21 protein-coding genes and 2 tRNA genes are annotated in these 19,125 nt (G+C 66.3%); 7 read left to right on the plus strand and 16 right to left on the minus strand.

Going from position 1 to position 19,125, the window contains the following annotated elements; genetic code table 11:
• Positions 1–288 precede the first annotated feature (288 nt).
• Positions 289–687, plus strand: coding sequence for a peptide-methionine (R)-S-oxide reductase MsrB (gene msrB, locus IT41_RS12840; protein ID WP_036742012.1), 399 nt, complete (start codon positions 289–291; stop codon positions 685–687).
• A 33-nt stretch (positions 688–720) separates the two neighbouring features.
• Here msrB and IT41_RS12845 read toward each other — a convergent pair whose 3' ends face one another.
• The gene (locus tag IT41_RS12845) at positions 721–1,179 is read right to left on the minus strand and encodes an outer membrane protein assembly factor BamE (protein ID WP_052081518.1); all 459 of its coding nucleotides are present in this window, start codon (positions 1,177–1,179) and stop codon (positions 721–723) included.
• Between the two features lie 113 nt (positions 1,180–1,292).
• Between IT41_RS12845 and IT41_RS12850 the strand changes: the two genes are divergently transcribed.
• A complete protein-coding gene (locus IT41_RS12850; RefSeq protein WP_036742015.1) occupies positions 1,293–1,814 on the plus strand; it encodes a YceD family protein in 522 nt (173 codons plus the stop codon).
• A gap of 10 nt (positions 1,815–1,824) precedes the next feature.
• Here the strand turns inward: IT41_RS12850 and betA are convergent, their stop codons facing one another.
• The 3 genes from betA to betI form a co-directional block, all read right to left on the minus strand.
• A complete protein-coding gene (gene betA / locus IT41_RS12855) occupies positions 1,825–3,477 on the minus strand; it encodes a choline dehydrogenase (protein ID WP_036742017.1) in 1,653 nt (550 codons plus the stop codon).
• A gap of 83 nt (positions 3,478–3,560) precedes the next feature.
• Positions 3,561–5,006 carry a betaine-aldehyde dehydrogenase gene (betB, locus tag IT41_RS12860; protein WP_036742019.1) on the minus strand — a complete coding sequence of 482 codons (1,446 nt, stop codon included), beginning with the start codon at positions 5,004–5,006 and terminating at the stop codon, positions 3,561–3,563.
• A complete protein-coding gene (betI, locus tag IT41_RS12865) occupies positions 5,003–5,572 on the minus strand; it encodes a choline-binding transcriptional repressor BetI (RefSeq protein WP_036742021.1) in 570 nt (189 codons plus the stop codon). The genes betB and betI overlap by 4 nt, the downstream gene beginning before the upstream one ends.
• Positions 5,573–5,692: 120 nt before the next feature.
• Here betI and choX point away from each other — a divergent pair, with 120 nt between their 5' ends.
• From choX to choV, 3 genes are all read left to right on the plus strand, one after another.
• Positions 5,693–6,646, plus strand: a complete 954-nt coding sequence (gene choX / locus IT41_RS12870; protein ID WP_036742023.1) for a choline ABC transporter substrate-binding protein — start codon at positions 5,693–5,695, stop codon at positions 6,644–6,646.
• 109 nt (positions 6,647–6,755) lie between these two features.
• Positions 6,756–7,607 carry a choline ABC transporter permease subunit gene (gene choW, locus IT41_RS12875; RefSeq protein ID WP_036742026.1) on the plus strand — a complete coding sequence of 284 codons (852 nt, stop codon included), beginning with the start codon at positions 6,756–6,758 and terminating at the stop codon, positions 7,605–7,607.
• On the plus strand, positions 7,600–8,640 hold the full coding sequence (gene choV, locus IT41_RS12880) for a choline ABC transporter ATP-binding protein (RefSeq protein ID WP_036742028.1): 1,041 nt from the start codon (positions 7,600–7,602) through the stop codon (positions 8,638–8,640). Before choW ends, choV begins: the two co-directional genes overlap by 8 nt.
• A 78-nt stretch (positions 8,641–8,718) precedes the next feature.
• Here the strand turns inward: choV and IT41_RS12885 are convergent, their stop codons facing one another.
• Positions 8,719–9,642 carry a DMT family transporter gene (locus IT41_RS12885; protein WP_231564745.1) on the minus strand — a complete coding sequence of 308 codons (924 nt, stop codon included), beginning with the start codon at positions 9,640–9,642 and terminating at the stop codon, positions 8,719–8,721.
• A gap of 38 nt (positions 9,643–9,680) precedes the next feature.
• A complete protein-coding gene (locus IT41_RS12890; protein ID WP_036742030.1) occupies positions 9,681–10,277 on the minus strand; it encodes a LysE/ArgO family amino acid transporter in 597 nt (198 codons plus the stop codon).
• A gap of 83 nt (positions 10,278–10,360) precedes the next feature.
• On the opposite strand from IT41_RS12890, the gene IT41_RS12895 reads away from it, so the two are divergent.
• Positions 10,361–11,230 (plus strand): LysR family transcriptional regulator ArgP, encoded by an 870-nt coding sequence (locus tag IT41_RS12895; RefSeq protein ID WP_036742031.1) that lies wholly within the window; start codon positions 10,361–10,363, stop codon positions 11,228–11,230.
• A gap of 41 nt (positions 11,231–11,271) precedes the next feature.
• Here IT41_RS12895 and IT41_RS12900 read toward each other — a convergent pair whose 3' ends face one another.
• The 10 genes from IT41_RS12900 to IT41_RS12945 all read right to left on the minus strand — a co-directional run bounded on the left by IT41_RS12900 (position 11,272) and on the right by IT41_RS12945 (position 17,691).
• Positions 11,272–12,015 (minus strand): YebC/PmpR family DNA-binding transcriptional regulator, encoded by a 744-nt coding sequence (locus IT41_RS12900; RefSeq protein WP_036742032.1) that lies wholly within the window; start codon positions 12,013–12,015, stop codon positions 11,272–11,274.
• Between the two features lie 38 nt (positions 12,016–12,053).
• The gene (locus IT41_RS12905; protein WP_081967557.1) at positions 12,054–12,311 is read right to left on the minus strand and encodes a ribbon-helix-helix domain-containing protein; all 258 of its coding nucleotides are present in this window, start codon (positions 12,309–12,311) and stop codon (positions 12,054–12,056) included.
• Complete coding sequence (locus IT41_RS12910) at positions 12,304–12,516, minus strand: DUF4169 family protein (RefSeq protein WP_036742180.1); 213 nt, start codon at positions 12,514–12,516, stop codon at positions 12,304–12,306. The genes IT41_RS12905 and IT41_RS12910 overlap by 8 nt, the downstream gene beginning before the upstream one ends.
• Positions 12,517–12,521: 5 nt before the next feature.
• Positions 12,522–13,916, minus strand: a complete 1,395-nt coding sequence (fumC, locus tag IT41_RS12915) for a class II fumarate hydratase (RefSeq protein WP_036742038.1) — start codon at positions 13,914–13,916, stop codon at positions 12,522–12,524.
• A 106-nt stretch (positions 13,917–14,022) separates the two neighbouring features.
• A complete protein-coding gene (locus IT41_RS12920; RefSeq protein WP_074948139.1) occupies positions 14,023–14,592 on the minus strand; it encodes a class I SAM-dependent methyltransferase in 570 nt (189 codons plus the stop codon).
• 64 nt (positions 14,593–14,656) lie between these two features.
• Positions 14,657–15,139 carry an SspB family protein gene (locus IT41_RS12925; protein ID WP_036742181.1) on the minus strand — a complete coding sequence of 161 codons (483 nt, stop codon included), beginning with the start codon at positions 15,137–15,139 and terminating at the stop codon, positions 14,657–14,659.
• 140 nt (positions 15,140–15,279) lie between these two features.
• Positions 15,280–15,356: transfer RNA gene (locus IT41_RS12930), tRNA-Asp, on the minus strand.
• 27 nt (positions 15,357–15,383) lie between these two features.
• Positions 15,384–15,460: transfer RNA gene (locus tag IT41_RS12935), tRNA-Asp, on the minus strand.
• Positions 15,461–15,623: 163 nt separating this feature from the next.
• On the minus strand, positions 15,624–16,439 hold the full coding sequence (locus IT41_RS12940) for a PRC-barrel domain-containing protein (protein WP_036742044.1): 816 nt from the start codon (positions 16,437–16,439) through the stop codon (positions 15,624–15,626).
• A gap of 136 nt (positions 16,440–16,575) precedes the next feature.
• Positions 16,576–17,691 carry an anhydro-N-acetylmuramic acid kinase gene (locus IT41_RS12945; RefSeq protein WP_036742046.1) on the minus strand — a complete coding sequence of 372 codons (1,116 nt, stop codon included), beginning with the start codon at positions 17,689–17,691 and terminating at the stop codon, positions 16,576–16,578.
• 56 nt (positions 17,692–17,747) lie between these two features.
• On the opposite strand from IT41_RS12945, the gene tyrS reads away from it, so the two are divergent.
• Positions 17,748–18,986 (plus strand): tyrosine--tRNA ligase, encoded by a 1,239-nt coding sequence (tyrS, locus tag IT41_RS12950; RefSeq protein WP_036742049.1) that lies wholly within the window; start codon positions 17,748–17,750, stop codon positions 18,984–18,986.
• Positions 18,987–19,125: the final 139 nt, after the last annotated feature.

Genomic DNA, 19,125 nt, shown 5'->3' on the forward strand with positions numbered 1-19,125 from the left:
GAGCCGCTTTGCGCTCGTATCGTTTCCGGGTGATTTCGGTCCAGGGCATCATGATCTCCGTTCGTTCTCACAAACAAACAGAATCATAACTCGCTGAAATCACCCAACTCATTTCCGATCAGGCTCTCAGCGTCGCTGGCCGCGATAGCGATCTGATAACGCCCCTTGGTCATGGCCATGACCGCACCCCTGAATGACCGATCCGGGCCGCGATCGACACGGCCGCCTTGCTCGTATCCTATCTGCCCCTATCTTGTAACAAGGGCGCAACAGGAAAGAAGAGGCAAGATGTCTGACCGGATCAAAAAAACCGACGAGGAATGGCGCGCGGAGCTGGACCCCGAGACCTTTCGCGTCACCCGCCAGGCCGGCACCGAACGGCCATTCTCGCATCCCGGCTTTCCGAACGGGCCGGGACATTACGCCTGCGTCTGCTGCGGCGCAGAATTGTTCGAGGGCGATGCGAAATTCGAAAGCCATTGCGGCTGGCCCAGCTTTTCGCGCCCCGGCGGCGCTATCGACGAACACAGCGACACCAGCCATGGCATGATCCGCACCGAGGTCCGCTGCCATCGCTGCGACGCGCATCTGGGCCATGTCTTCCCCGACGGGCCGCCACCCACGGGTCTGCGCTACTGCATCAACGGCGTCGCGCTGCGCTTCGTGCCCCAGGACCGGGCCGGTTGAAACCGGCCCCGCCCTTGCCGCGCGGGGCGGCGATCAGGTTTCGCTCAGCAGCTCGCCCGCCTGAACGCGGCCGACATTGCCCAGGAGCTGGCGGATCAGGCCGATGCTGGTGATGCCGCTGTCGGTGACGCGGCGCGACAGGACGACGACCTGGCCGCGCTCCAGCCCGAAGCGCTCGATATTGGCGACGGTGCCGGATTCGTCAAAGCTGATCGCCACCACCTGGCGGTCGATCTCCTGCGGTTCGCGCGGGCCATAGAAGCGCCAGCGCGAGCCGACATAATACCATGCCGAGCCGGTCAGCAGACCCTGCGCCGAAGGCCGGCCGATCAGCCCCTCGAGCTCGCCCAGCGAGGTCTGGCCGACCACGACCTGCGCCAGTTCCTCGTCCGGGGGCACATAGCCGTGATTGCGATAGGTCGCCGTGCAGGCAGCAAGCCCCAGGGGAGCAGCCAAAGCCAGGGCCACGATCTGCCGCCGGGAAATCTTCATTGTCACTCTGTCCCTCATCGCGCCTGTTGACGCCGCCCGACCGGCTTAGCAAACTCGCGCCCGGCGCTCAAGATTATCCAGACCAAGGGCTGATTTGCCCGCGAAAGGCCCCGATGACCGAACCGAAAAACACACCGACCAGCTATCGGGTCGCCCATCTGAACCCGCATCAGCCGACCGAATTCGCGCTGGCGCCCGATGCCGCCAGACGTCAGGCGCTGGCGGGCGAACTGGATCTGCGCGACCTGCCGCGGCTGGATTTCTCGGGCCGGATCCGTGCCATCGGCAATGATTCCTGGCGCGTCGAGGGCAGGCTGTCGGCGCGCGTCGTCCAGCCCTGCGTGGTCACGCTGGCGCCCGTCACCACCGATCTGCACGAGGATGTCGAGCGCATCTTTTCCCCCCATGTCACGCCACCCGAGGGCGAGGAGGTGGAGATGCCCGACGATGCCATCGAGCCGCTGGGCCAGTTCATCGACCTCGATGCGATCATGGCCGAGGCGATTGCACTTGCCCTGCCGCTTTACCCAAGGGCCAGGGGCGCCGCGCTGGACGCCCACGAGGAACCCCCGGCCGAGGAAACGCGCAAGCCCTTTTCCGGTCTGGCCGACCTGCTGGGAAAAGGCGGCGAATAGCCGCCCGGGCCTAGGACGAGCGCTGCTCGGTCTGCCAGTCGCGGCTGATCTCCGGGCCCAGATTCAGCGGCGCCAGCATGCCCTGACCCAGAATGTGATCGGCGGCCTTCTCGCCGGTCATGATCGAGGGCGCGTTCAGGTTGCCATTGGTGACGCGCGGAAAAACCGAGCTGTCGGCGACGCGCAGCCCCTCGACCCCGATCACGCGCAGTTCCGGATCGACCACCGCCATCGGATCCGTGGCGGCGCCCATCCGCGCCGTACCGCAAGGGTGATAGGCCGATTCCGCATGTTCTCGAATGAAATCGTCGATCTGGGCATCGCTGACCACCTCCTCCCCCGGCTGGATCTCGTGACCTTTGTATTCGGCGAAGGCAGTCTGTCCGAAGATCTCGCGCGTCAGCCGGACACAGGCGCGGAACTCGGCCCAGTCATCGGCATGCGACATATAGTTGAAACGGATCTCGGGCGCCTCCTGCGGATCGGCCGATTTCAGCCTGATCGTGCCGCGCGATTTCGAGCGCATCGGCCCGACATGAACCTGGAAACCATGCCCCTCGGAGGCGGCCTTGCCATCGTAGCGCACCGCCAGCGGCAGGAAATGATACTGGATATCGGGATATTCGATCCCGGCAGCCGACCGGATGAAACCGCAGCTCTCGAACTGGTTCGAGGCCCCCAGCCCGGTCCCCGTCGCCAGCCATTGCGCCCCGATCGAGCCCTTGCCCCACAGGTTCCAATGCTTGTAAAGCGTGATCGGCTTGGTGGCGGCATATTGCATATAGACCTCCAGATGGTCCTGCAAATTGGCCCCGACGCCGGGCCGGTCCGCCCGCACCTCGATCCCGTGGTCGCGCAGATGCCCGGCCGGTCCGATCCCCGACAGCATCAGAAGCTTGGGCGTGTTGATCGAGCTGGCCGACAGGATCACCTCGCGTTTCGCGCGAAAGACATTGATCCCGCGCGTGTTCCTGACCTCGACCCCGACCGCGCGGCCAGCCTCGAAGATCACCCGCCGCGCCAGCCCGCGCCGCAGCCGCAGCAGGCCGGTCTCCTGCGCCGGGCGCAGATAGGCATTGGCGGCGGACCAGCGCCGGCCCTCCCAGATGGTGGCCTCCATGGCGCCGAACCCCTCCTGCCGGGCGCCGTTGTAATCCTCGGTAAAGCCATAGCCGGCCTCGCGCCCGGCCCGGATAAAGGCATTGAACAGCGGATTTTTGCGCGAACCGCGCGTCACATGCAGCGGCCCCTCGGTGCCGCGGTAATCGCTCACCGCGCCATGCGAGGTCTCCATGCGCTTGAAATAGGGCAGGACATCGGCATAGGACCAGCCCGCCGCGCCGGATTCCGCCCAGAAATCAAAATCCTTCGCATGGCCCCGGACAAAGACCATGCCGTTGATCGAACTCGAGCCGCCAACCACCTTGCCGCGCGGCGTGACCAGCCGCCGGCCACCCAGATGCGGCTCCGGCTCGGTGGAAAACCCCCAGTCGTAGCGACGCATGTTCATCGGATAGCTCAGCGCCGCCGGCATCTGGATGAAGGGGCCGGCATCCGTGCCGCCATATTCGATCACATCGACGCGCTTGCCGGCCATGACCAGCCGATAGGCCAGCGCGCAGCCGGCCGAGCCCGCCCCCACGATAACATAATCCGCCTCCATGACAGCCTCCTCTCGCGCAAAGCCCGCGCATTTTCTTCTTCACACAAATATCCATGCCGGCCGCGCGACCGGCATGACGGCGCTCAATAGGGCGCCTCGACCGGGCTCATGCCGACATAGACGGTCTTGAGCTGCGAATAATGCTCGATCGCGGCGGCCGAGTTCTCGCGCCCGATCCCGGACAGCTTGACGCCGCCAAAGGGCGCCTCGACCGGCGTCAGGTTATAGGCGTTGATCCAGGCGGTTCCCGCCTGCAGGGCGCCCGCGACACGGTGTCCGCGCGCCAGATCGCGGGTGAACACGCCGGCGGCCAGACCGTAGGGCGTGGCATTGGCGCGGGCGATCGCCTCGGCCTCGGTCGCGAAACCCAGAACCGACATGACCGGGCCGAATATCTCCTCGCGCGCGATCCACATCCCGTCCGCGACATCGGCGAATACCGTGGGCGGCACGAATGCCCCCTCGCCGGGGCCGCCGCAGATCAGCCGCGCGCCCTCGGCCTGGCCCTTGGCAATCGCCTCGCGAATCCTGGCGGCCTGGGCCGGGCTGACAATGGGCCCGTGCTGGGTGGCCTCGTCCAGCGGATCGCCGATCCTGACCCGGGCCGCGCGCTCGGCCAGCCGGTCGAGGAATTGCGGCAGGATCCCGTTCTGCACGAAAACCCGCGTGCCATTGGAACAGATCTGCCCCGAACTGTAGAAATTCGCCAGAATCGCCGCGCCCACGGCATCCTCAAGGCTGGCATCGTCAAAGACGATCAGCGGCGACTTGCCACCCAGTTCCATGGTGACATGGCGCATATCGGCGGCGGCGGCGGCATAGACCCTTTTGCCGGTGCCGACCGAGCCGGTCAGCGAGACCTTGGCCACGCGCGGATCGGTGACCAGCGCCGCCCCCACCGCGCCGCGCCCCTGCACGACGTTGAAGATGCCGGCGGGCAGCCCGGCCTCGGCAAGGATCGCGGCCAGTTGCAGCGCGCCGAGCGGCGTTTCCTCGCTGGGCTTGAAGACCATGGCATTGCCCATGGCCAGCGCCGGCGCGGCCTTCCAGCAGGCGATCTGGCTAGGATAGTTCCAGGTGCCGATCCCCGCGCAGACCCCCAGGGCCTCGCGGATGGTATAGACGAAATCGCCGCCCAGCGGGATGCTTTGTCCGGTCACGGTGGGCGCGAGCCCGCCGAAATATTCCAGCGCATCCGCGCCCGAGGGCCAGTCAGCGACCCGCGTTTCCTGAATCGGCTTGCCGGTATCCAGCGTCTCCAGCCGCGCCAGTTCCTCGCCACGCTCGCGGATGATCCGGGCCGCGGCGATCAGCACCCGGCCACGCTCCACCGGGCGCAGGGCGGCCCAGGCGGGCTGGGCGGCCTGGGCGGCGGCGGTCGCCTGCGCCACCTGCTCCGCGCTGGCCTCGCGCAGATTGGCGATGACCTCGCCGGTATAGGGATAGTGGACCGCGAGTTCGGCCCCCGCGCCCTCGACAAAGGCGCCATCGATATACAGGCTGGCGGTCGGCTGTGCGGAGTGGCTCATGGTAGCACCTTTTTCAGATAATCCAGAATCAGCCCCTCGGCCCCGGCCCCGTCCACCTGGTCGGACAGGGCGGCGCGCAGGTAAAGGCCGTCGATCAGCGCGCCCAGCGTGCGCCCGACATGATCCGCCTCAGCGCCGACCAGCGGCCGCAGGTCGTTGACCAGATTGGAATGCAACCGGCGGTGATAGACATGCAGCAGCCGCGCCGCCTGCGGCTCGACCAGCGCCAGCGCATAGAAGTTCAGCCAGGCGGCAACGGTTTCGCGGTGAAAGTTCACGTCGTCGAAACTGGCATGGATAATGGCCAGCAGACGCGCCCGCGGCGTGCCCGCCCCCTTCAGCGCGGCCCGCGCCGAGCGGCCGTACTGGGTCAGGACGTGACGCATCGCGGCCAGAAAGATCTGCTCTTTCGAGCCGAAATAGTGATGCGCCAGCGCCGGCGACATCCCCGCCGCGCGCGCGATCTGGGCGACGGTCACGTCCAGCGTGCCCGCCCGCCCCACGGTCGAGATGACAGCGTTGATTATCGCTGCCTTTCGGATAGGTTCGGCACCCAGTTTGGGCATGATGCCACCGCTTCGCTGACCCGTCGCGCGATCGGTGTCGCGTCCGGCTGTTATTTGATTGACTGATCAGTCAATATAAGCTTACCTTGAACCAAGGGTCAATAACGCAGGGAGATAAAGATGACATTACGTCGCACCGCCACCGCCACCGCAGCCGGGTGCCTCGCGGCGGCGCTTGCCGCGAGCGGCGCCATGGCGCAGGAGCCGGTCGCCTGCCGGCAGGTGGTCTTTTCGGATGTGGGCTGGACCGATATCAGCGCCACCACGGCGCTGGCGACGACCGTGCTGCAGGCGCTCGGCTATCAGACCGAGATCAAGATCCTGTCCCTGCCGGTGACCTATACCGGCATGGCGCAAGAGGATATCGACGTGTTCCTGGGCAACTGGATGCCCAGCCAGGAAAACGACATCAAGCCCTATCGCGATTCGGGCACCGTCGAGGTGCTGCGCACCAATCTGACCGGTGCCAAGTACACGCTGGCCACCAACCAGGCCGGCGCCGATCTGGGCATCGACGATTTCGCCCGGATCGCCGAGCACAAGGACGCGCTGGACGGCAAGATCTATGCCATCGAGCCGGGCAATGACGGCAACCGCCTGCTGCTGGAAATGGTGGCGGAAAACAAGTTCGAACTGGGCACGTTCGAGATCGCCGAAAGCAGCGAACAGGGCATGCTGGCGCAGGTCGCCCGCGCCGACTCTGCCGGCGAGCCGATCGTTTTCCTGGGCTGGGAGCCGCATCCGATGAACAGCCAGTTCAAGATGACCTATCTGGCCGGCGGCGACGATATCTTCGGCCCCGATTTCGGTGGCGCCCGCGTCGACACCAATATCCGCGCCGGCTATGTCGAGGCCTGCCCGAATGTCGGCAAGTTCCTGCAAAACCTGGAATTCACCCTGCCCATGGAGAACGAGATCATGGGCATGATCCTGAACGACAATGAAAGCCCGGCGGATGCGGCAAAGGCATGGCTCAAGGCCAATCCCGACGCGGCCAAACCGTGGATCGAGGGCGTCACCACCGCCGATGGCGGCGATGCCGCCGCCGCGCTGGACGAGGCCCTGTCGCAATAGGCCATGACCGGGGCGGGTGTCCCGCCTGCCCCGCGCCCTCGCCGGGCACGCCGGGACCGGCCGCCTGGCCCGCCGGCATTCCCGCGCATCTGGCAGAAAGAAAGGACGCATGGAGAAACTGACCGCGCTACTGACCGAAACCAAGATCCCGGTGGGCAAGACCGCCAAGTCGATCTTTGACTGGCTGAACGCCAATGCCACCTTCATCTTCAACGCGATCTCGAACCTGCTCGACGGGTTGATCAACGGCATTCTCGCCGCTCTCGAGTATCCGCATCCGCTGGTGTTCACCGCCCTCGCGGTGGCGCTGACCTGGGCGCTGCAACGCAGATGGCAGACCTGCCTGCTGATCGCGCTCGGTTTTCTCTTCGTGCTCAATCAGGGCTATTGGGAGGAAACGCTGCAATCGCTGACCCTGGTACTCTCGGCCTGCGTGGTCTGCATGGCGATCGGCCTGCCCATCGGCATCGCCGCCGCGCACCGGCCGCGACTTTACGCCTGGATGCGCCCGGTGCTGGACCTGATGCAGACGCTGCCGACCTTTGTCTATCTGATCCCGGCCATCGTGTTTTTCGGCATCGGCATGGTGCCGGGCCTGATCGCCACGGTGATCTTCGTGCTGCCGGCGCCGATCCGGCTGACGCATCTGGGCATCAGTTCGACCCCGCAGGCCCTGGTCGAGGCCGCCACCGCCTTCGGCGCCACACCGCGCCAGCTGCTGTGGAAGGTCGAATTGCCAAGCGCCCTGCCGCAGATCATGGCGGGGCTGAACCAGACCATCATGCTGTCGCTCTCGATGGTCGTCATCGCGGCGCTGGTCGGGGCCTCGGGCCTGGGCGTGCCGGTGGTGCGGGCACTGAACAGCGTGAACACCGCGCTTGGTTTCGAAAGTGGATTCATCATCGTGGTGGTCGCGATCATGCTGGACCGGATGATGCGGGTAAGGGGGCGCGATGACTGAGCATAACGCGGTCGAATTCGATCAGGTGAACATCGTCTTCGGCGACGATCCGCTATCCGCCCTGCCGCTGATGGATCAGGGGCTTGAGCGCGGCCCGATCAAGGCCGAAACCGGGCAGGTGCTTGGCGTCCACGATTGCAGCCTGACCGTCCGCGAGGGCGAGATCCTGGTGCTGATGGGTCTTTCCGGCTCGGGCAAGTCGACGCTGCTGCGGGCGGTGAACGGGCTCAACCATGTCTGCCGGGGCGAGGTGCGGATCTGGGACGGCGACGGCATGGCCTCGGTCACGCAGGCAAGCAATGCCGAGTTGCGCCGCCTGCGCCGCGAGCGCGTCGCCATGGTGTTCCAGCAATTCGGGCTGCTGCCCTGGCGCACGGTGCGCGAGAATGTCGGCCTCGGGCTGGAACTCGCGGGCCTGCCCAAGGCCGAGCGGCTGGCGCGGGTCGATGCGCAACTGGCCACCGTCGGCCTGACCGAATGGGCCGGGCGCAAGGTCGGCGAACTGTCGGGCGGCATGCAGCAGCGCGTGGGCCTGGCCCGCGCCTTTGCGACCGAAGCGCCGATCCTGCTGATGGACGAGCCCTTCTCGGCCCTGGATCCGCTGATCCGCAACCGGCTGCAGGACGAGCTTCTGGAACTGCAGGCGCAGACGCGCCGCACCATCATCTTCGTCAGCCACGACCTCGACGAGGCCTTTCGCATCGGCAACCGCATCGCGCTGATGGAGGGCGGCCGCATCGTCCAGATCGGCACCGCGCGCGAGATCATCGCCGATCCCGCCAATGCCTATGTCGAGGATTTCGTGGCCCACATGAACCCCTTGGGCGTGCTCACGGCCGAGGACATGGCAGAGCCGGGCGAGGCAAGCGGCACCCCGATCGACCGCGAGACGCCGGTGCGCGACATCATCCGCATGATGACCGAAAGCGACATCGAGATGCTGCCCCTGACAGGCGGCGGACGCGTCAGCCGCCGGGGCATCATGTCACGGCTGATCGCCGCGCCCGCGGGCGGCGGCGCGCGCGAGATGTGACCGCCGCCGCGAACCCCCGGAACCGCGTTCCCCGGCCCCGCGTCGGGGAACGCGGCGATGCGACCGGGCGCGGTGCGCTCAGCCTTCCCGCGTCGCTCCGGGCGGCGGCGTGATCGCGGGGCGCCGCAGCCCGGATTCGCGCCAGGTGATATAGCTGATCGCACCGATCATCACGGCGCCGCCGATCAGCACCCAGATATCGACCGGCTCGCTGAATGCCAGCGCCCCCAGAAGTGCCGCCCAAAGCAATTGCAACAGCGTGACCGGCTGTGTGACGGTCATCGGCGCCGCGGCAAAGGCCCGCGTCATCGCGTAATGCCCCGCCGTCGCGAACAGCGCCGTGCCGGCCAGCACCGCGCATTGCACCAGCGTCGGCGGCACCCAGACCGCCAGCGCCAGCGGCGCCAGCCCGATACAGACCGTCAGCGACATCATCGCCACCACCGTCGCCGCCGGCACCTGCTCGGACAGGCGCTTGGCCACCAGATACGAGGTTCCAAAGGTCAGTGCCGCGCCAAGCTGTGCCAGATGCCCCACGCCCAGCACGCGGATACCGGGCCGCAGCACGATCATCGCGCCGATCAGCGCCACCGCGACGGCCAGCGCCCGCCGCCACGAGATACGCTCGCCCATCAGCAGCGCGGCGCCGATGGTGACGACGATGGGGTTGAGAAAACCGATGGCGGTGACCTCGGCCACGGTGATCCGGGCCATGGCATAGAACCACAGCGTGACCGCCAGCACATGCAGCCCGCCGCGCAGCGCGAACAGCCGCCAGATGCGCGGCGCAAAGCCCCGTCTCAGGGCAGGCAGCAGGGCCGGCATCAGAAAGATCAGCCCGAACACGAAGCGGATGAATGCCCCCTCGGCCGCGGGCAGCGCCTGACCCAGCCAGCGCACAGTGCCGTTCACCGCGACAAAGCACAGCCCCGCCGCCAGCATCCACAGGATGCCGCTCAGGTCGCTGCGCGGGCGCTCGGCGGGGGAAATCGAAAGGCTCATCGCCCAGCCATGCCCCGCCCCGGTGACGGGCGCAAGGGTCAGCCCTTCAGGATCAGCCCCAGGGCGATCGCCCACATGACCAGCCCGACCAGCGCATCCAGAACCTGCCACGCCCTTGGCCGCGCAAAGAGCGGCGCCAGCAGCCGCGCGCCATAACCAAGCGCAAAGAAGAACAGGATCGAGCCGGAAACCGCGCCGATGGCGAAGCCCCGCCTGTCCTCCCACCCGGCCGAGATCGAGCCAAGCAGCACCACCGTATCCAGCCAGACATGCGGATTCAGCCAGGTCAGCGCCGCCAGCACCGTCAGCGTCGCGCCCAGCCCGGCCGCGCCCTGCCCGGCCCGCAGCGCCTCGCCGCCCCGCCAGGCGGCGCGAAAGGCCCGTGCGCCATAGACCAGCAGGAACGCCGCCCCGCCCCAACGCATCGCCTCCAGAAACCAGGGCGCACGCGCGGCCAGCGCACCAGCCCCCAAAACCCCGGCGGCAATCAGCACCGCATCCGACAGCGCGCAAAAGGCACAGGCCGCGAAAACATGCTGCCGCAACAGACCCTGCTTCAACACAAAGGCGTTCTGCGCCCCGATGACGACGATCAGCGACAGGCTGGTGGCCAGACCGGCAATATAGGCATTCATGACGGGCTCCTTTCCCGTCCGCTCTTGCCAGCACAAGGATATTAAGACAAATTCATAATAATAACTTCAGTTAAGTTCTACTAATGCTCGACTACGCCGCCCTCGCCGCCCTGTCCGAGATCGTCCGCCGTGGCTCCTTCGAGGCGGCAGCCGCCGCCCTGGGCGTGACTCCCTCGGCGATATCGCAACGCATCAAGGGGCTCGAGGAACGGCTGGGTCAGGTGCTGATCCATCGCGGCCCACCCGCCACCGGCACCGGGACCGGGCTGCGGCTGGTCCAGCATCTCGATCAGGTCCGGCTGCTTGAACAAAGCCTCGGCAGCGGATTGAACCCCGAAACCGGCCCGGCATCGCTGCGGCTGGCGGTCAATGCCGACAGTCTCGCGACATGGTTTCCGCCGGTGATGACCGCCCTGCCGGTGCATTTCGACCTGGTGATCGACGATCAGGACCATGCCCGCGACTGGCTGCGCCAGGGACAGGTCTCAGCCGCGATCAGTTCGGATGCGGACCCGGTCCCCGGCTGCGACGCGACCCCGCTGGGCGCCATGCGCTATCAGGCGCTCGCCACGCCCGAATTCATCGCCCGCCACTTTACCCACGGCGTGACCGAGACGGCGCTGAAGGCCGCCCCCGCCATCACCTTCAACGTCCGGGACGCGCTGCAATCCCGCTGGGCGCAGCAGGTCACGGGCCGGCGCCTGCACCTGACCGGACACATGGTCCCGGCCTCCGAACCCTTTGCCCGCGCGGTCGAACTGGGTCTGGGCTGGGGCATGGTCCCCGACAGCATGTCGCAACGGGCCCGTGACGCCGGCCGCCTGCGCCCGTTGATCGCCGACCGCGCGCTGGACGTGCCGCTTTACTGGCATGTCCAGCGCGCCATGGCCCCGGCGCTCGCCCCGCTCACCGCCGCGATCAGAAAAAGGGCCGCAGCCGAGCTGCGACCCTGATTTCTTCTTCAGTCAAATATCCCCGCCGGAGGCTCCTGCCCTCACAGCTGGGCGGCCACGTCCTCGGACAGGTCGAAATTGCCGGTCACGTTCTGGACGTCGTCATCGTCCTCCAGCGTCTCGATCAGCTTCATCAGCTTCTGCGCTGTCTCCAGATCGTCGATCTCGGTCGGCGCCTGCGGTTTCCAGATCAGCTTGGCGGTCTCGGATTCGCCCAGCGAGGCTTCCAGCGCGGTCGAGACCTCGTTCAGATCCGTGTCCGAGGTATAGATCCAGTGCCCCTCCTCATCGGATTGCACATCCTCCGCGCCGGCCTCGAGGGCGGCCAGCATCACCGTATCGGCATCGCCCGCGCTGGCGGGATACATGATCTCGCCGACGCGGTCGAACATGAAGGCGACGCTGCCGATCTGCCCCAGATCGCCGCCGTTCTTGGTGAAATAGCTGCGCACGTTCGAGGCGGTGCGGTTGCGGTTGTCGGTCATCGCCTCGACCATGATCGCGATGCCGTTGGGGCCGTAGCCCTCATAGCGGATCTCGTCGTAATTCTCGGCGTCGCCGCCGATCGCCTTCTTGATCGCGCGGTCAATCACGTCCTTGGGGACCGAATTCGACTTTGCTTCCTTGACCGCCAGCCGCAGCCGCGGGTTCTTGTCGGGGTCGGGGTCGCCCATCTTCGCGGCGACGGTGATTTCCTTGGCCAGCTTCGAGAACAGCTTCGAGCGGATCGCGTCCTGCCGTCCCTTCCGGTGCTGGATATTCGCCCATTTGGAATGGCCTGCCATGCTTCCTTCCAGATCCTTCAAGATATCTGCCGGCGCTTTTAGTCAGCCGCGTCCCGTGCTGCAAGCATTTGGCGCAATTCCGCCAGCACGTAAAGCCGCAGCGCGGTGGCCAGCCCGACATCGGCGGGACGGCGGCTGTCGACCCGCGCCACCAGCGACGAAAGGGTGGTGTCGCGCCGCCGCGCCATCTCTTTCAGCTCGCGCCAGAAGGCATCCTCAAGACTGACCGAGGTGCGATGCCCGCCAATGGTCACCGACCGCTTGACCGGGGCGGCCATGGGCGGGATGTCAGGCATCCGAGTCGTCCCCGCCGGTTTCGCGCCGATGGCCGTCCAGATGCCGGGCGGCCCGCGCGGCGGCATCCTTTTCGGCGCGCTTCCCGGCCTTGCTGCGGCCGAATTTCGCCGCATTCGCATCGCCCTGACGTCGGGCGGCATCGCGGGCGGCGGATTTGCGCGCCGCCCGCAGGTTGATGACCTTGCCTGTGTCCGGCCCGGCCATCCGCATCAGTCCTCGGGACCGACCATCTGCTCGGGCCGCACGATCCGGTCGAAGGTTTCGCCATCGACGAAGCCAAGGGCAATCGCCTCTTCGCGCAGGGTGGTGCCGTTCTTGTGGGCGGTCTTGGCGACCTTGGTCGCGTTGTCATAGCCGATGGTCGGCGCCAGCGCGGTGACCAGCATCAGCGATTCCTTCATCAGCCGGTCGATCCGCTCGACATTGGCCTGCGTGCCGGTGACCATATTGTCGGTGAAGGACCCCGCCGCATCGCCCAGCAACTGCATGCTTTGCAGCACGTTATAGGACATCATCGGGTTATAGACGTTCAACTCGAAATGGCCCTGGCTACCGGCGAAGCCGACCGCCGCGTCATTGCCCATGACATGGGCGCAGACCATGGTCAGGGCCTCGGCCTGGGTGGGGTTCACCTTGCCCGGCATGATGGAACTGCCCGGCTCGTTTTCGGGCAGGATCAGCTCGCCCAGACCCGAACGCGGGCCCGAGCCCAGAAGCCGCATGTCATTGGCGATCTTGAACAGCGAGGCCGCCACGGTTTTCAGCGCCCCCGAGAACATGACCATCGCATCATGCGCCGCCAGCGCCTCGAACTTGTTCGGCGCGGTGACAAAGGGCAGATCGGTGATCTCGGCGATCTTGGCCGCGATCGCGGTGTCCCAACCCTTTTTCGTGTTCAGCCCGGTGCCGACTGCGGTGCCGCCCTGCGCCAGTTCATAGATATCGCCCAGCGACTGCCTGACCCGCTCGATCCCCTTGGCGACCTGATGGGCATAGCCGCCGAATTCCTGGCCCAGCGTCAGCGGCGTCGCATCCTGCGTATGGGTGCGGCCGATCTTGATGATGTCCTTGAACTCCTGCGCCTTGGCATCCAGCGCCCTGTGCAGCTTTTCCAGACCCGGCAGCAGCACGTCGCGGGCATGCATGGCAATGGCCACATGCATGGCGGTCGGGAAGGTGTCGTTCGAGGACTGGCCCATGTTCACATGGTCATTGGGATGGACGGGTTTCTTGGACCCCATCTCGCCGCCCAGAATCTCGATGGCACGGTTCGAGACCACCTCATTGGCGTTCATGTTCGACTGCGTGCCCGAGCCGGTCTGCCAGACCACCAGCGGGAAATTGTCGTCGAACTTGCCGGCGACGACCTCGCCTGCCGCCTGCACCATCGCCTTGCCGATCGCCGGGTCCAGCTTGCCGCTGGCCATGTTCACCTCGGCCGCGGCCTGCTTGATCACGCCAAGCGCGCGGATGATCGGCACCGGCTGGCGTTCCCAGCCGATGGGGAAATTCATGATCGAACGCTGGGTCTGCGCGCCCCAATACTTGTCGGCGGGAACCTCGAGCGGGCCGAAGCTGTCGGTCTCGGTGCGGGTCTTGGTCATGTCGGATATCCCTCACGGTTTTGTGGCGGTTGTAGCCGCCACGCGGGGGATTCGCAATTCGCATGCGAATGCATGCAGTTAGCGCAAACGCCGGGCCTCCGGCAGATCAGTCCTGACACCAGGCGCGGCTTTGCCGGAAAATATAGACCCGCGCCGGCGGCAGGTTCGACCAGATGCGCGGGCTTTTCATGTGGCTGAGGCCAAAGCGCTTGCGCACGGCTTCCGAGAGCGGCGCGACCGGCCCATAGGTGATCTGCACGAAGGGCGCGCCCGGCTTCATCATCTGCAGCGCCGCGCCGACGATCGAGGCCTGCAATTCATCCGGCATCGGCAGCGTCGGCACGCCCGAGACGACCGCATCGAAGGGACCGCGCCCGACATTGACCATCTCCTGCGCCGGCAGGTTATGGACGGTGACAGCGGGAAAACGCTCGCGCAGGCGGGCGCAGAAGGCGGCGTTCAGTTCGTAAAGTTCCAGCCGTTCGGGCGGCAGGCCGCGGCCCAGGATAGCCCGGGTGATGGTGCCGGTGCCGGCACCGATCTCGGCCACGGATGCCATCTCGGGCGTCACTGCCCGCGCCATTTCGCGCGCGGTGGCATTCCCGGTCGGGGCGATGGCGCGAATTTCGGACGGGCGGCGCAGAAACTGACGAAAGAACAGCGACAAGTCGGACAAGGCGGCCTCCTGCAAATATGCCGAGACAGCCTTTATTTCGCGCCGGTGACAGGGGTATGACGATTTATTTTCGCCATTTGTCCAGGCTGACGACCTCGGCCCCGCCCTTGGGCCGGTCCTCGTCGGGCTCTTCCTCGGGGGCGAGTTCCTCGTCCTCGACCTCGTCCTCTTCCAGCTCCAGTTCCGAATCGTCGTCGTGGTTCTCAAACCGCAGTCCGAACTCGACCGAAGGATCGACAAAGGTGCGCAGCGCGTCGAAGGGCACGTAAAGCGGCTCGGGCGAATTTCCGAAATTCAGCGTGATGTGAAAGCCGTCGGGCGTGACGGTAAGATTCTCGAACCAGTGCTGAATGACGATGGTCATTTCCTCGGGATAGCGTTCGCGCAGCCAGTCCGCCATCTCGACCTCCGAATCGCGGGTGTCGAAGGTGATGAAGAAATGGTGGTCGCCCGGCAGGCCCTCATCGGCGACGGCCCGCAGGACATCGGCGATCAGCCGCTGCATGGCACGGTGCATCATTCCGCCGTAGTCGATTCCGCGTGCCATGAACCCTCCGTCGCATTTCGCCGCCAGCATAGGGAATTGAAACAGGTTGAAAAGCCCCAGATCAACCCCGCAGCACTGCCGCAAAGCGGAAAAATCCCGCTTGGGATATTCCCCGGGCAGTGCTGAAAATTTCGGGAAAATGGCGCGGTTGACGGGGCTCGAACCCGCGACCCCCGGCGTGACAGGCCGGTACTCTAACCAACTGAGCTACAACCGCGCATCATTTCGGCGATCTATGTGGTGGTGGCGCGGTTGACGGGGCTCGAACCCGCGACCCCCGGCGTGACAGGCCGGTACTCTAACCAACTGAGCTACAACCGCGCAGACCACTGCCCCGGATCGCCGTCCGGGGTGCGAGGGGGTTTACGCATGGCACCCGCCCCCGTCAAGGCCGATCTTCAGCAAAACGCAAAGGGCGCCCCGGCGGGACGCCCCGATGATCGCCTGTCGGGCCGCAAAGCGCGGCCCGAGCGCGGCGCAGCCGTCAGTTGCGCACGGTCTTGGCGTCGAAATCGGGCAAGGCCTCAAGTTCGGCCTTGGTGTAATTGGTCACGAAGAAGGTATCGTTGCCGATGCTGACCAGATGGATCGCATCCACGCCCAGCAGCACCTTTTTCGCGCCGATGCCCAGAAAACCGCCGATATCGGCGATATAGCCCACGATCTGGCCCGAATCATCGAGCACGATATCGTTGACCTTGGCGATGTCCTGCCAGTCGGCCGGACGCTCGGCCAGCATCGGATCGACCCATTCCGTGGTCGAGGGCTGGTTGGTGGTCCAGATCCGGCGGCTGACCAGCCAGCTTCCCAGCAGGCCGGGATCCGCCTCGGAAATCGCGGGCGGGTTGACATCGGGGGCGACGACTTCGGGCGCGGCGGCGGTTTCGCCCTCGGCCCCGGCAGTCATTTCAGGGCTGTCCTCGGCCGGGCTGGCCATGTCACCCGCGCCCGAGGCGGCGGTGTCGGCCGCCATGGCCGCATCATCGGCCGCCTGATCGGCAGCGGCGGCGGCTTCGTCGGCGGCTTCCGCCGCCGCATCGGCGGCATCGGCGCCCATATCCGTGGCTTCGTCCCCCACCGCCATCGCGGCATCCTCGGCGGCCTGCGCAGCCTCGGCGGCGGCATCGGCGGCGGTGGCAGCGGCATCGCCGGCCGCCTCGGCGGCGGCGTTTCCGGCTTCGGTCGCGGCCTCTTCCATCTGCTCGACCTGCGGCGCGGCGGGCGCGGTCTGGGATTCGGCCTGCCCATAGGCTGCCCCGGCAAACGCAAGAGTCGTCGCGGCAATGACTAGAGATTTCATGGGCCTTGGTCCTTTCCTTCATGTGATTCATCAACGACTGCTGTCGTTTCGAGCAATGAACGCAGGCTGGCAGGCATTGTTCCCGCAGCGGCGTCACACAATCATCACAAGACAGAGACCCGGGACGGCCCGCAGCCTAGCCGCGCCCCGGATGACTGATCCGCCCGCCGCAGACCGGCCCCGGCGCGCCGGTCGTGCCGGGCCCCGAAGTGGGCAAGCCCCGCAGCACCCGCACGGCCAGCCAGCCGAAGGCCTGCGCCTCAAGCATGTCGCCATCGAGGCCCGCCTCCTCGACCGGGGCCACACGGGCCGGCAGACGTGCGTCAAGCGCCGCCATCATCGCCCCGTTATGCCGCCCGCCCCCACAGACCAGCACCCGGTCGGGAGCTTGCGGCAACAGGGCCAGCCCCGCCGCGACCGCCGCCGCCGCCGCATGGGTCAGGGTCGCGGCCGCATCCGCGTCGGGCAGATGCGCGACCGAGGCCGCCAGATCGGGAAAGGCGTCGCGGTCCAGCGATTTCGGCAGCGGCCGGGCGAAATGCGGATGTGTCAGGAAACGTGCAATCGCGCCTTCGTCGGGCTGGCCAAGGGCGGCCAGCGCGCCACCCTCGTCCCGCGCCTGCCCGCGCCGTGCCCGCATCAGGTCGTTCAGCGGCGCATTGGCGGGACCGGTGTCAAAGGCGATGCAGGCGCCCGGAGCCTCGGGCGCGGGGGCAGAGGGATCGACCCAGGTCAGGTTGCCGACCCCGCCAAGGTTCAGAAACGCCACCGGCGCGCGCGGCAGATGCCCCTGCGCCACGGCCCATTCCGCGCAGGCCCAGTGAAAGAACGGGGCCAAAGGCGCGCCCTCGCCGCCCTGACGGACATCCTCGGACCGGAAATCCCAGACCACCGGCCGGCCCAGCCTGCGCGCCAGCGCGGCACCGTCGCCCGCCTGATGCGTTCCCCGCCCGCCCGGATCATGGGCGAGCGTCTGGCCGTGATAGCCGACCAGTTCGGCCTCGGGGAAGCCATCCGCCAGCGCGGCATGGGCGGCGACAGAGAGCGCGCCGGCCTCGGCCGCGTCGGGACCGTCCTGCCATTGCCCAAGCGCGCCATGCAGCATCGCGGATTCATTGCCGGAATAGGCGCGATAGGCGCTGCGCCCGAAATCCGCGATCCGCACGCCGTCGGTTTCGATCAGCGCCGCATCCACCCCATCCAGCGAGGTCCCCGACATCATGCCAAGCGCGCGCGTCATTGCCTGTGTCATGGCTTTTCCTTTGCCCTTTCCCCCGGTATATCCGCGCCATTCGAAAGGAACAGCCCATGACCTATAAAGCCAAATCCGACTTCCTCCATGTGATGATGGAACGCGGCTATCTGGCGGACTGCACCGACCTGCAGGCGCTGGACGAGGCCCTGACCCAAGGCCCGGTGACGGCATATATCGGTTATGACGCGACCGCCGCCAGCCTGCATGTCGGGCACCTGCTGAACATCATGATGCTGCGCTGGTTCCAGAAGACCGGCAACCGCCCGATCACCCTGATGGGCGGCGGCACGACCAAGGTCGGCGATCCCAGCTTCCGCAGCGAGGAACGCCCGCTGCTGACCCCCGATGCCATTCAGGCCAATATCGACGGCATGCAGCAGGTCTTTGCCCGTTACCTGGATTACGGCGAGGGCAAGGCGATGATGCTTAACAATGCCGAATGGCTGGACGGGCTGAACTACCTGGATTTCCTGCGCGATATCGGGCGGCATTTTTCCGTGAACCGGATGCTGTCATTCGAATCCGTAAAATCCCGGCTGGATCGCGAGCAATCGCTGAGCTTTCTGGAATTCAACTACATGATCCTGCAGGCCTATGACTTTCTGGAACTGTACCGCCGCTATGGCTGCCAGTTGCAGATGGGCGGGTCCGACCAGTGGGGCAATATCGTCAACGGGATCGACCTGACCCGCCGCGTGCTCGATGGCGAGATCTGGGGCCTGACCTCGCCGCTGCTGACCACCTCGGACGGGCGCAAGATGGGCAAATCGGCGGGCGGCGCGGTCTGGCTGAACGGCGCGATGCTGTCGCCCTATGAGTTCTGGCAGTTCTGGCGCAATTCGACCGATGCCGATGTCGGCCGCTTCCTCAAGCTTTATACCGATCTTCCGGTCGATGAATGCGACCGCCTTGGCGCCCTGCAAGGATCCGAGATCAACGAGGGCAAGGTTCGGCTGGCCAATGAGGTGACGACGCTTCTGCACGGGGCCGAGGCCGCCGCTTCGGCCGAGGCCACCGCGCGCGAGGTCTTCGAGCAGGGCGGCGCCGGCAGCGATCTTGAGATCGTGACCGTCGGCGCGGATGCCCTGCCGGTTTCGGTCGTGCAGCTGCTGGCCCAGACCGGCATCACCGCCTCGGGCAAGGAGGCCAAGCGCCTGATCGCCGAGGGCGGGCTGCGGCTGAACAACGACCCCGTCAGCGACCCGCTTTTGCCCGTGGACGCGGCGCTGATCGGGGACGGGCTGAAGGTCTCGGTCGGGAAGAAGAAGCACCGGATGGTGCAGGTGGGGTAAGAGAAAGGCCGGGGCGAGAGCGCCGGCCTTTTTCGTTGGGGGGTAGAGCGGTGGTCGGCTATGCGAACTAAGTGAGCTTTCGCTACAACTACGTCAAAGGTAACTTTCAGCAGCGTTCAACAAGCGGTTATTTATCGAC

This window comes from Paracoccus halophilus, from assembly GCF_000763905.1.
GTDB lineage: Bacteria > Pseudomonadota > Alphaproteobacteria > Rhodobacterales > Rhodobacteraceae > Paracoccus > Paracoccus halophilus.

Excerpts from the sequence above, each read along its gene's own strand:
- msrB (WP_036742012.1), top strand. The coding sequence starts at position 289 with ATGTCTGACCGGATCAAAAAAACCGACGAGGAATGGCGCGCGGAGCTG.
- IT41_RS12845 (WP_052081518.1), bottom strand. The coding sequence starts at position 1,179 with ATGAAGATTTCCCGGCGGCAGATCGTGGCCCTGGCTTTGGCTGCTCCC.
- IT41_RS12850 (WP_036742015.1), top strand. The coding sequence starts at position 1,293 with ATGACCGAACCGAAAAACACACCGACCAGCTATCGGGTCGCCCATCTG.
- betA (WP_036742017.1), bottom strand. The coding sequence starts at position 3,477 with ATGGAGGCGGATTATGTTATCGTGGGGGCGGGCTCGGCCGGCTGCGCG.
- betB (WP_036742019.1), bottom strand. The coding sequence starts at position 5,006 with ATGAGCCACTCCGCACAGCCGACCGCCAGCCTGTATATCGATGGCGCC.
- betI (WP_036742021.1), bottom strand. The coding sequence starts at position 5,572 with ATGCCCAAACTGGGTGCCGAACCTATCCGAAAGGCAGCGATAATCAAC.
- choX (WP_036742023.1), top strand. The coding sequence starts at position 5,693 with ATGACATTACGTCGCACCGCCACCGCCACCGCAGCCGGGTGCCTCGCG.
- choW (WP_036742026.1), top strand. The coding sequence starts at position 6,756 with ATGGAGAAACTGACCGCGCTACTGACCGAAACCAAGATCCCGGTGGGC.
- choV (WP_036742028.1), top strand. The coding sequence starts at position 7,600 with ATGACTGAGCATAACGCGGTCGAATTCGATCAGGTGAACATCGTCTTC.
- IT41_RS12885 (WP_231564745.1), bottom strand. The coding sequence starts at position 9,642 with ATGAGCCTTTCGATTTCCCCCGCCGAGCGCCCGCGCAGCGACCTGAGC.
- IT41_RS12890 (WP_036742030.1), bottom strand. The coding sequence starts at position 10,277 with ATGAATGCCTATATTGCCGGTCTGGCCACCAGCCTGTCGCTGATCGTC.
- IT41_RS12895 (WP_036742031.1), top strand. The coding sequence starts at position 10,361 with ATGCTCGACTACGCCGCCCTCGCCGCCCTGTCCGAGATCGTCCGCCGT.
- IT41_RS12900 (WP_036742032.1), bottom strand. The coding sequence starts at position 12,015 with ATGGCAGGCCATTCCAAATGGGCGAATATCCAGCACCGGAAGGGACGG.
- IT41_RS12905 (WP_081967557.1), bottom strand. The coding sequence starts at position 12,311 with ATGCCTGACATCCCGCCCATGGCCGCCCCGGTCAAGCGGTCGGTGACC.
- IT41_RS12910 (WP_036742180.1), bottom strand. The coding sequence starts at position 12,516 with ATGGCCGGGCCGGACACAGGCAAGGTCATCAACCTGCGGGCGGCGCGC.
- fumC (WP_036742038.1), bottom strand. The coding sequence starts at position 13,916 with ATGACCAAGACCCGCACCGAGACCGACAGCTTCGGCCCGCTCGAGGTT.
- IT41_RS12925 (WP_036742181.1), bottom strand. The coding sequence starts at position 15,139 with ATGGCACGCGGAATCGACTACGGCGGAATGATGCACCGTGCCATGCAG.
- IT41_RS12940 (WP_036742044.1), bottom strand. The coding sequence starts at position 16,439 with ATGAAATCTCTAGTCATTGCCGCGACGACTCTTGCGTTTGCCGGGGCA.
- IT41_RS12945 (WP_036742046.1), bottom strand. The coding sequence starts at position 17,691 with ATGACACAGGCAATGACGCGCGCGCTTGGCATGATGTCGGGGACCTCG.
- tyrS (WP_036742049.1), top strand. The coding sequence starts at position 17,748 with ATGACCTATAAAGCCAAATCCGACTTCCTCCATGTGATGATGGAACGC.